This is a genomic window from Yoonia sp. (assembly GCF_046292185.1).
Lineage (GTDB): Bacteria > Pseudomonadota > Alphaproteobacteria > Rhodobacterales > Rhodobacteraceae > Yoonia.
In genome coordinates this window covers 1-9,599 of the sequence record NZ_JBKBQY010000114.1, presented here as the reverse complement: position 1 = coordinate 9,599, position 9,599 = coordinate 1, and the positions used below count along the sequence as shown (strand labels likewise).

At 56.1% G+C, this 9,599-nt stretch carries 9 protein-coding genes; 5 read left to right on the top strand and 4 right to left on the bottom strand.

All coding sequences use genetic code 11. From position 1 onward, the window contains the following. From ACK4TM_RS15785 to ACK4TM_RS15775, 3 genes are all read right to left on the bottom strand, one after another. On the bottom strand, nt 1-1,135 hold a 1,135-nt coding region (locus tag ACK4TM_RS15785), incomplete at its 3' end, for a relaxase/mobilization nuclease domain-containing protein (RefSeq protein WP_409702993.1). Between the two features lie 3 nt (nt 1,136-1,138). Continuing rightward, nucleotides 1,139-1,453, bottom strand: a complete 315-nt coding sequence (locus ACK4TM_RS15780; RefSeq protein WP_409702991.1) for a hypothetical protein — start codon at nt 1,451-1,453, stop codon at nt 1,139-1,141. 960 nt (nt 1,454-2,413) lie between these two features. Further along, nucleotides 2,414-3,529 carry an ROK family protein gene (locus ACK4TM_RS15775; RefSeq protein ID WP_409702989.1) on the bottom strand — a complete coding sequence of 372 codons (1,116 nt, stop codon included), beginning with the start codon at nt 3,527-3,529 and terminating at the stop codon, nt 2,414-2,416. A gap of 289 nt (nt 3,530-3,818) precedes the next feature. Between ACK4TM_RS15775 and ACK4TM_RS15770 the strand changes: the two genes are divergently transcribed. From ACK4TM_RS15770 to ACK4TM_RS15750, 5 genes are read left to right on the top strand one after another with little or no spacing between them, the layout of a single operon-like run. Beyond that, nucleotides 3,819-4,478, top strand: a complete 660-nt coding sequence (locus ACK4TM_RS15770; RefSeq protein WP_409702987.1) for a uridine kinase — start codon at nt 3,819-3,821, stop codon at nt 4,476-4,478. Between the two features lie 7 nt (nt 4,479-4,485). Further along, a complete protein-coding gene (locus ACK4TM_RS15765) occupies nt 4,486-5,541 on the top strand; it encodes an ABC transporter ATP-binding protein (RefSeq protein ID WP_409702985.1) in 1,056 nt (351 codons plus the stop codon). A 38-nt stretch (nt 5,542-5,579) separates the two neighbouring features. Then, nucleotides 5,580-6,941: an ABC transporter substrate-binding protein gene (locus ACK4TM_RS15760; protein ID WP_409702983.1), complete on the top strand. Its 1,362-nt coding sequence runs from the start codon at nt 5,580-5,582 to the stop codon at nt 6,939-6,941. Between the two features lie 58 nt (nt 6,942-6,999). Further along, the gene (locus ACK4TM_RS15755) at nt 7,000-7,890 is read left to right on the top strand and encodes a carbohydrate ABC transporter permease (protein ID WP_409702981.1); all 891 of its coding nucleotides are present in this window, start codon (nt 7,000-7,002) and stop codon (nt 7,888-7,890) included. After that, nucleotides 7,887-8,732, top strand: a complete 846-nt coding sequence (locus ACK4TM_RS15750) for a carbohydrate ABC transporter permease (protein WP_409702979.1) — start codon at nt 7,887-7,889, stop codon at nt 8,730-8,732. The genes ACK4TM_RS15755 and ACK4TM_RS15750 overlap by 4 nt, the downstream gene beginning before the upstream one ends. Here ACK4TM_RS15750 and ACK4TM_RS15745 read toward each other — a convergent pair. Continuing rightward, a partial coding sequence (locus ACK4TM_RS15745; protein ID WP_409702977.1) for a substrate-binding domain-containing protein occupies nt 8,698-9,599 on the bottom strand: 902 nt, incomplete at its 5' end. The two genes, ACK4TM_RS15750 and ACK4TM_RS15745, sit on opposite strands and share 35 nt — an antisense overlap.

Below are 9,599 nucleotides of genomic sequence, written 5' to 3'. Positions count from 1 at the left end.
CAGCTTGTTGTCCAAAGCGTCTCTCTGCTCCATCGCGGCTTGCGCTGCCGTTTCGGTCGTCGCCATGTGGTCGCGGATGGCTTTCGTCATTTCCTGATGCTGCGCCTGAAAGGTCTGTAAGGTCTGGGTGAGGTCCGTCAGCAATGCGGCCAGTCTCTCGCCCAAGGTTTCCTTCTGATCGTCGGGTTCCGCCAGCAAATCCAGCAGCGGATAAAGGCCCAATACTTTGGCTTGTGTCTCCATTAGCTGGTTGAAGATGATCTGATCTGGCGGTGGCAGTTCGAGCGTTTTGTGCGGCAGCGATTGTTCGGTCAAGTTGTGTCTCCATTTCTGGTTTGCGAAAGATATCGATGAGCTTGTTCAACTGAAGGTCATAGCGGCAGCGCCGCAAAATGCGGCAAAACGCGAGACGTGCTTTTACAAAACCTGGTTCCCAGGCGGTGCCGAGATTGCCGGCAAAAATCTTTTGTTCGTCGCTCACATACTGAAGTGACTGGACACCTTTTTTGTTCAAAGCAGGGGTCACCTTGAATCCGCCAGGCTGCCGGGAAAGATGACCACTCAAGTGAGCGATGGTTTCGGGCTGAACATGACGGAAGACGGCCATCAGATCCCGGAACAGCTTGTGACGACTTTTCTTCTTCAGATTTCGTGCGGGTGTGACTGGTGCCAGACAAGGGGTCGCATCGGGATCAAAATAGGCGGGCTGAGCCAGCCCCAGCAGCGCACAAACATGCTGATGGATCCTGTCGCTCTTGATGCGATTCAGCGACACGGCCCAGAGTCGCCCCATGAAGTCCCGCAGCGAGATGATGACGTGGATATGATCGCAGGCCTGATCCCTGTGGCGTGCTGCAAACCATGGCGTCGCGTCCGGATCAAGACCGAACGCTTTGACCACGGTCTTTACGATCCGCATCCAGAGCCTGTTGCTGGCCGCAACCCCCTTTGGTAATGAGAGGGTGAGATGCATGAACGGTTCTCGCGTGGCCTGATTGCCCAATGCATTGAACCGCTTGGTCAGGTCCTTGTATCCCAGATAGGGCACGGTGCCGCCGACCGGATGTGCATCAGGCTTGTCGAGATAGTCGACGACGATCTTCGCTTTGTCATGAAATGTCACGTAAGGGCGCATCGCTCAATCCACCCGCAGTGCAGCCGTCACGGCATCACATGCCTTGATGATCCGCCGCGCGGCCTTCCTGGCGTCGCTGCCGTAAAGCCCTCCGGTGCCGGTCGCGGCATCACCCGCCGTGAGGATGTCATTCGCGATCTGTCCAAGCTTGCCCATCTCGCGCGCGATGGTCAGGAGATGAACGGGCGCGCCGCTGAGCGCGCAATCGCGCATATAGGCTGACAGCGTTTTATACCCTGCCGCTTTCTGTCCGGCTTCGGCCTGTGACCGTTGATCATCAGTCAGATAGACTCTGAAGCCTGTGGTTTTTCCGCTCATCTTTTGGTCCGCCATTCTTCGGGCAGCCATGCGAATTCAGATTGTTTATCGGAAATAAAATAGTAAATCTTGTTTTTATGTTACTCTGATTTCTCGATACTGGATCCACATAGCCGCTTTGATGAATTGCACATGCGGACCGTGGTCATCTTTTTCAAAGGTTATTTTACCTGCTTTGCGAGCAGTGCTGCGTTTTATGTGGATATCTTCCCAATCATGCCCACAGGTTCAGCGAAACGAAATGGTGAAAGTCATAGAGGCATGAGGCAAACGGCCGGAGAAAAATGATCATCTTTGGTGTTTATCTTGCTTTAAACAGGCCATATCGCGCACCCCTTTTCTGCATTTGTTTCGCGGGGTCTAGAACCTAAGGTCACAGGACCATATCGCTGTGCTTTATGTCGGCAAATACGATGCCTGATCCAGCCTTGATAGTGCAGCCTGAAGCAGACTGCGACTGTCCTTCAAAGTAGGCGACGAGGCATTCAGCGCAGTATTTTCCCAGAGAATATCCGGTAGCGGCTCGTCCTCAATCGGCAGCCTGCGGCGGTCCTGGGCGGCCTCGCCGGGACCGATGCACGGTCCGCTCGGTGCGCGACGGGATGGCTACCATGCGCATCAGCCGTCCGCTATCATCAGTCTTATGTGCAACCTCTATGCCAATACAGATACCCGTCTGTGAACAGGCGCGGAACTCTAACCCCTTTCGGCGTCGAAGCTTGACCCCATAAGCCATGCAAATTTTTTTGAAATAACAACATGATCATGCGCTGTCGATCGGTTTACTGTTGCGCGCCGATGGTGGGGTCAAATGCCTCGCCGAAACACATCGACAGCCTTGGATGGTGCCATGACCGGGCCATACGGCGCAATCGGTAACCTCGTTCACGCGTGTGACATTGCCAGCCTGCCGCCCTGATCATAGGCCTGCCTTCGCGCGGTCCAACGTTGGGGATAGGATCAACCCAGCGGTGCGAGCGGGTTGTCTACCATATAGCGCGATGTGATATGTCCTGCCGCTGCGCCGACCGCGCGTGCCATTCCGCCGAAGCTGCCGGGGATAATCTGTGGCTTGATGATACCTTGCAGGTCGAGCGATCCAAGCTGCACATCGACTTCGTCACGCAAACGGCTTCGGACATCTTCGGGAAAACATCCATCAACGATGACCGTCTCAAAATCGATAACAGCGGCCGCCGAAACGATCGCATGGGCCAGACTACGGCTGGCACGGGCAATCCATTGGGACAGGACAGGTTCAAGATCTCTCGCATCGGCATTCTCGATGATTGCCAGATCATAGGAGTGACCTGCATTTTCGCACATTTTATAAAATGCAGTGAGCGATGCGTGGTCAATCAGGCGCGTCCCGCCGGGCTCATCCGGCACCCGCACCGGGCCAAAGCCACCCGAGTTGCCGTGGCAGCCGCGAAACACGCTGCCGTTGAGAACGATGCCGCCACCAATGAAGGTGCCGATAAAGAAATAAATACTGTCTGGCCGATCGATTTGCGCGCTGAAGGCCCATTCTGCCCGGCATGCCGCTGTCCCGTCATTTTCGACGATGATGGGACCGGGAAGCAGGTCTTTCAGGTCTGTCTGAGCGGTGAATTCCCGCCACGCCTCCATTTCATCAGGGGCTGCCTCGAAATCGTCCAACCACTCCCATAATCCTGTCGGCATGGCGATGCCGCTGCCGGAAATGTCAGCAATCTGCAGCCCGGCGACGCGCAACAACGCGGGAATATGTGTTTCAAGAAATACCCGTGTGCCGGCAGGGGTCGGATAAGCGTGGGATGCAGATCGGCGCGCGCGCACTGCTCCCGTAAAATCAATGACGACAATGTCGAAGCTTCTCCGGCCGATCTTTAGCCCGATATAATACCGACCATCAGGGTTTAAATGCAATGGCACCGACGGTTGTCCGATCCTGCCACGCGTCGGGTCGCCCCGGGCAAGCAGCCCGTCTTTTTCCAAGGCACGGAATATGGTAGATGTCGCGTTCGCTGATAATCCGGTGGCGCGCGTGGCTTCCGCCTTTGACATCGCGCCACGTCTACGGATCAGATGCAGCACCAACCGTTCGTTATACGCACGCACTGTGGTTTGGTTGGACCCTTTCAAGGCCCAATCTTCGTATGAAGCGTGCTGTATATCAGTCATTGCAGCGTATTTCGAGGCCTCTCTAAATTGCGCATCACCAAGCGCCCAACATGCAGACAACGTTATGGTAGTTAAACGCCGGGGCAATGGCAATTAGTTACTACTTCATTCAAAAGTTGTAATTGACAGGTTTTTGGCAGGGTGCTAGCGCTAGGGAAAGGTCAGTGGCTGGGAGGCAAAGTGCTGACTGATGGGGGATCACATGGATAATCATGCTGTTGCCGCGATTGGCGCGCAGATAGACAAGCTTCGTGGCAATGTGGACCGGGTTCTTGTCGGGATTGCCGGTGCGCCCGCTGCTGGAAAATCGACCATCGCGGCAGATGTCGTGAATGCGATCAGACTGCGTGATGGGGTTGGCTCTGCGGCCTTGGTGCCGATGGATGGCTATCATCTTGACAATGCAGAGCTCGATTTGATGGCGATGCGGTCTGTCAAAGGCGCACCGCAGACCTTTGATGTGGCGGGTTTCGTGGGGCTTGTCCGTGCCATCAGGTCACAATCTGACGTGATCCGTTATCCGCTGTTTGATCGCGCGCAGGACAAGACGATCGCTGATGCGGGCCAGCTTGACCCGGCGACCAAGGTCGTGGTGATCGAGGGGAATTATCTGTTGTTGCAACAGGACGGGTGGCAGGATCTGCGCCAGTTTTTCGATCTGACGGTGATGCTGTCGGTCCCAATGGACGAATTGCGCGCCAGATTGATTGACCGTTGGTTGACCTATGGCCTGTCACGAGCGGCAGCCACGGACCGTGCCGAACTTAACGACATCCCCAATGCCCAAACCGTCATGGGTAACAGCGCAGCGGCGCATCTGACCCTCAGGGTCGGGGTGCCTGAAGAAATACAAGAAAGGTAGGCAGGACATGTCCGGCGTCAGCATCCAGAACGTGGAAAAGGCATTCGGTGATGTGCGCGTCATCCATGGCATCAATGTTGAAATCGAAGATGGGGCATTTGTTGTGCTGGTCGGGCCGTCAGGCTGTGGGAAATCCACGCTGCTGCGTCTAATTGCAGGGCTGGAGGATGTGACCGGCGGATCGATCCGCATCGGCGGGCAAGAAGTCAACGATATGGCCCCCAAAGACCGCGACATCGCGATGGTGTTCCAGAATTACGGACTTTATCCGCATATGACCGTCGCGCAGAACATGGGTTTCGCGCTGAAACTGGCGGGTGTGGACAAGGCCGAAATCGCCAGCCGTGTGAATAACGCAGCCGACATTCTGAACCTTGACGTGTTGCTAGACCGTTATCCGCGCCAATTGTCAGGTGGTCAGCGCCAGCGTGTCGCGATGGGCCGCGCGATTGTGCGCAATCCGCAGGTGTTTCTATTCGATGAACCACTTTCGAACTTGGATGCCAAACTGCGCGTGCAGATGCGCGCCGAGATCAAGCAATTGCACCAGCGGCTGAAGGTTACGACCGTCTATGTCACCCACGACCAGATCGAGGCGATGACGATGGCCGATGTCATCGTCGTGATGCATGACGGCGTGGTTAAACAGGCAGGCGCGCCCCTGGAGCTTTATGACAGGCCGATGAACCTGTTTGTGGCGGGCTTTATCGGATCGCCTGCAATGAATTTCCTTGATGCGACCGTGACGGGCGGTGCCTTGGTACTGGCCGATGGTCAACGCCTTGATGCCCCCGCCGGGATTGCCCTGACCGAAGGCCAGAATGTGCGCATCGGCATCCGGCCAGAGGATCTGACCGTCGCCGACACCGGCTTGCAGGTGCAGGTATCGATCGTCGAACCCACCGGCGCGGAAATCCTGATCGGAGCGCGGCTGGGTGATACGCCTTTCACGGTGGTGCTGCGCGAACGCCATAATCTGACACCCAATCAAACCATTACGGTCGCACCCAACCCCGGGCGCGTCCATTTGTTCGACCCCAAAACGGAATTGCGGATCAACTGATCGTTGGGGCGGATACCACCAGAGGAGGAGAAACCAAAATGACAGACCTGAACAAAATAGGGTTACTGACAGGGGCCATGGCCCTTGGCATGTCGCTCGCCACTACAGCCACGGCGCAGGATGTGACCATCCGCTGGGCGCTGCATCCCGGTGCAGAAGCTGACGCCGTGATCAACCATTTCGCGCCGCTTTATGAAGAAGAAACGGGCATCAAGGTGATCGGTGAAATACTGCCGCCCAACCAGCTGCGCGATCAGATGTCGATTGAGGCGATCGGCGGTACAGGTCGCTGGGATCTCGGCTATCATAGTCCCGGCTGGTTCGGCACTTTTGCAGAACATGTCGTCGATCTGACGCCTTACATCGAAGAATATGACTTTGACATCGATGCCTATCCGCCGCTGATCGTGGACAGCCACATGCGATCAGATGCGCGCCCCGGCGAAATTATCGCTGTACCGACGACACCTGCCGCGCCGATGCTGATCGTGCGCAGCGACTGGTTTGAACATCCAGATGAACAGGCCGCGTTTCAGGATGCTTATGGGCGTGCGCTGGAAACACCGAATACCTGGGACGAACTGCGTGAAGTCGCCGAATTCTTTACCCGTGATGCAGGCGAGACATTGGCTGGCGAAACGCTTGAGAGCGATGTTTATGGATGGGCAGACGCGCTTGGTGCCGGGGCAGGGATCACCCGTAGCTTTATCGTGGTTCTGTACTCGACCGGTGTGTCGGGCTGGGACGAGAACTTTACTCCTGACATCGACAACCCTGTTGTGATCGAAGCTGCAGAATATTTTGTTGATCTGGCCGAAAATACCGCACCACGCGAAGCTCAAAACTGGGGCTTCCTTGAAGGTCTGGAAATGTTCCGTGACGGGCGTCTGGCGACTGCGGTCATGTGGCCCCAAGGCGTTGGCACGGTTGAAACTGAAGGCGGCGCTGCTGCAGGCAACACTGGTTATAGCCCGCTGCCGATGTGGGATGACAACCTTGCCGGATACACCCAAGGTACACCCTTCCTTGGTGGTGGTGGCGTGTTCATCTTTGACACGCCCAACAGCGAAGAAGCTTTCAAATTCCTGAAATGGATGCTGCAGGACAACGAAATCGAATGGGGTAAGCAATCTGAGCAATTCTCGACCGCTGGCCACTTTGCCAGCGAAGAATTGCGCAACCTGCGTCCTTACTATCCCGAATTCCTGCCCGCCTATGAACAAGTGCTGCAATCGGTCTTTATCCGACAGGGTATCCCTGAATACGGCTCCGTGATGTGGAACGGTACGACCGAATTCATCACTGATGTCTTCTCGGGCGATCTGACGCCAGAGCAGGCGCAGACCCGCTGGGTCGACAGCATGAACGACGCCTTCCGGCGCGCTGGCTACATTCAGTAAAAATACGCGTCCGGGCAGGGAAACCTGCCCGGATATCCTGATCTAAAGGACTTCAGCCATGGCACAACGACGCGACAAATTCACACGCGGTTGGTGGTTTATTCTGCCGGGCCTGATCTTGATGCTGGTCGTGGTGGGAACGCCATTGGTGCTGGGCTTCACCTACAGCTTGCAGGATGTCTTCCTTTACGCATTCAACGATAAAACTTTCGTCGGTTTTGAAAACTACCGTAGGGTTTTCGCTGACCCGCTCTACATGAACGCGCTGCGCATCACCGGCATCTTTACCATGGGCTGTTTGATCCTATCGGTAGGCTTTGGCATTCTGATTGCTTTCCTGCTCAATGCACGACAGGTCAAGTTCCGGCCTTTCTGGGTAGCACTGTTTCTGATCCCCTTCGTCATGACGCCCATCGTTGGTGGTATCGCATGGAAATTCTTTATCTGGCAGCAGGAAACGGGTGTTGTGAACGCAGTCCTGAAACTGTTCGGTGGCCCACAGCCTTATTGGTTGCTGGACAGGGAAACTGCGCTTTTGGCTGCGACGATTACCAATTCATGGCACTTGATTCCGTTGGCGGTGCTAGTGTTCTATGCCGCGTTGACCACGATCCCAGATGAACTGCACGAGGCTGGTCGTGTTGATGGCGCAGGCCCGTTTCAGTCGCTTTGGTATATTGTGCTGCCGATCCTACGTCCGCATATCCTGTTTGTGTCAATCATCATCATCACCTCGGCCTTCCGCGAATTTGACATGATCTGGGCGCTGACGGGTGGCGGGCCGGGCCGATCGACAACCGTCATGTCGATCTTTGCCTATAACCGCGGCATCGCCAATCAGGATATGGGGATCGCCAATACAATCGCCTTTACAATGTTCATTATCATGGCGGTAGCGGCCTGGGTCTATATCACGCTCTATCGCAAAACAGGAAGGAACGAGGCATGATTTCCGCACGGATGAAAAAACGCGGCACCACTTGGGTCGTGCATGTCCTTCTCGCGATCTGGCTGGTGATTTCCCTGCTGCCGCCGGTGATGCTGCTGGCGGCAAGTCTGAACAGCACCGCCTTGTTCCGCAGCCCGCTGGACCTGTTGTTGTTGCGCGACTTCACGCTGGACAATTTCACGCAGGCGTTCAGCCGCGGTGATTTCTGGTTCTTCTTTACCAATTCACTGATCATCTCGACCTCTGCGGTGGTGATCACCTTGGTTGTCTGCGTTCCGCTGGCTTATGGGTTGACAAAAATTTCAGGGCGCTCGCGGGCGGCTGTATCTTACGGCGTGTTGGCCATGCGGTTCATCCCTTATGTCGTGTTGGCGCTGCCGATGTTCCTGATCTTCGTCAATCTGGGCCTGTCAGGGTCTCGATTCGGGCTGCTGCTAGCGCACTTGTCGATCCACATTCCCTTTGCGACATGGATGCTGGTCGGATTCTTCGACACCGTGCCGCATGAATTGGAAGAAGCCGGTATCGTTGATGGATGTAGCCCGTGGAACCTTTTCTGGAATGTCACGCTGCCGGTTGTCCGGTCCGGCGTGATCGCGCTTGCGATCCTTGTCTTCATCATCTCTTGGAACGAATATTTGTTTGCGCTGTTCCTTGCCGGCAGCAATGCCCAACCTCTGACCGTTGGTATCACACGGTTCTTGGGCGGGGCAGAGGCTGGGGCTGAATATGGCGTGATTGCTGCCTACGCCGTGCTGGTGATTGCGCCTGTGATCATCTTTGCATTGACGGCCAACCGTTTTATCGTCAGCGGGATGACGGCGGGGGCGGTGAAAGGGTAGTAGTTTGGTGCCTCGTTACGGTTTTCCCCAGATCGATCTGAAAACCCAGATCGATCACCGGATCGAACGGCGGCCCAGCCTTCAACCGCGCCATCAGCTCGGTCATGGCACGCGCGCCGATGCCATAGCGGTCAGTGCGCACGCTGGCCAGCCGGGGGATCATCGCCTGCCCGATATCGAGCGCGTGAAAACCGGCAATCGCCATGTCATCCGGCACGCTGACCCCCTGGCGAAGACATTCGAAATAGGCACCGACCGCCACATCGTCATTTGTGCAGAATATCCCGTCGGTTTCCGGGTGGTCGCGCATGACTTGCCGCATCAACAAAGCCCCGCCGGTGAAGGTCGATTTTTCGGCTGTGTCCACGCTGACCGCATCAAACCCGTGATCCTGCATCGCCTTTGAATAGCCGTCACGCCGCTGCAAGGTGCGGGCATCGAGCCTGACCGCCAGATAAACCAGTTTCCTGCACCCCTGCGCCAGCATTGCCGCTGTCATCGCATAGGCGGCATCGTGATTGTCATATCCCACGGCCTGCTGCAGACTAGGACTGCGGCTGTCCATTACCTCGATCACTGGGATATCGGCGAGGGTGATCATCCGCAGCGCATCATCAGTGTGTTCGCGGTCGCCCAGGATCAGCCCGTCGATATTGGCCGCGATCAGGGATGCGATGCCACGTTCCTCGGCTAGCTGGTCATAGCCATAATGCGCGATGACAACCCGGTAACCCGCAGATTCGGCAGTTTCGACAGCACCGGCCAGCACTTCGGCAAAGACATGATTGGTGACTGATGGTACCATGACGCCAACCGATTTGCTGGGTGCGCCCGCCAGCATCATGGGGGCGTTGTTGGGCAGATAAC

Bases quoted from the DNA above. Each gene is read 5' to 3' on its own strand.
- ACK4TM_RS15755 (WP_409702981.1), top strand. From the start codon at position 7,000: ATGGCACAACGACGCGACAAATTCACACGCGGTTGGTGGTTTATTCTG.
- ACK4TM_RS15765 (WP_409702985.1), top strand. From the start codon at position 4,486: ATGTCCGGCGTCAGCATCCAGAACGTGGAAAAGGCATTCGGTGATGTG.
- ACK4TM_RS15780 (WP_409702991.1), bottom strand. From the start codon at position 1,453: ATGAGCGGAAAAACCACAGGCTTCAGAGTCTATCTGACTGATGATCAA.
- ACK4TM_RS15770 (WP_409702987.1), top strand. From the start codon at position 3,819: ATGGATAATCATGCTGTTGCCGCGATTGGCGCGCAGATAGACAAGCTT.
- ACK4TM_RS15750 (WP_409702979.1), top strand. From the start codon at position 7,887: ATGATTTCCGCACGGATGAAAAAACGCGGCACCACTTGGGTCGTGCAT.
- ACK4TM_RS15760 (WP_409702983.1), top strand. From the start codon at position 5,580: ATGACAGACCTGAACAAAATAGGGTTACTGACAGGGGCCATGGCCCTT.